Annotated in this window: 1 protein-coding gene; it reads right to left on the reverse strand. The window is 56.5% G+C overall.

Annotated elements, in window-relative coordinates:
* Nucleotides 1-695 (reverse strand): aminotransferase class III-fold pyridoxal phosphate-dependent enzyme (locus AC0L2A_RS36270; RefSeq protein ID WP_473612984.1); only part of this gene is annotated, 695 nt, incomplete at its 3' end.
* Between the last annotated feature and the right edge of the window lie 45 nt (nt 696-740).

Genomic DNA, 740 nt, shown 5'->3' on the forward strand with positions numbered 1-740 from the left:
AGGGTAACGATGTCCGGCACAATTGCAGCTGCTTCGAAACTGAAGAAACTGCCTGCGCGACCGACTCCTGCCTGGATGTCATCCAGTATCATCAAGATTCCGTGCTGCGAGGTTAGCTCGCGCAGCCGTTTCAGCCAGGTAACGCTCGCAGCATTGATGCCGCCTTCGCCTTGGATCCCTTCCAGGATCACCGCGGCAGGTTTGTCGAGACCACTGTTTGGGTCATTGAGAAGCTTTTCGAAGTAATCGATCGTGTCAACTGACGCCCCCAGATAGCCTTCGTATGGCAACGACGTCACATGGGCGAGGGGAAAGCCGGCAGCGGCCCGGTGCTCCTTGTTTCCGGTCGCCGCCAATGCTCCAGCGCTTTCCCCATGAAACGAGTTCGTAAACGAGACGATGTTCGACCTGCCGGTCACCTGGCGAGCGAGCTTTAGAACCGCCTCGACTGCGTTCGTACCTGTGGGGCCGGGAAACTGTAATTTATAAGACAGACCACGTGGTTTCAGAATGTACTGCTCGAAAGCTTCGATAAAGGCTTTCTTGGCTGTTGTGGCAAGGTCCAGGCCATGGACGATTCCGTCGCGCTCGATATAATCCAACAGCGCCTTCTTGATTACGGGGTTGTTGTGCCCATAGTTCAACGCGCCCGCACCGGCGAAAAAGTCGAGATATTCCCGACCGTCTGCAGCGATGAGAGTGGTCCCGACTCCGCGATCGAATAGGGCCGGGAAGGCTCG

This window comes from Mesorhizobium sp. WSM4844 (genome assembly GCF_055811775.1).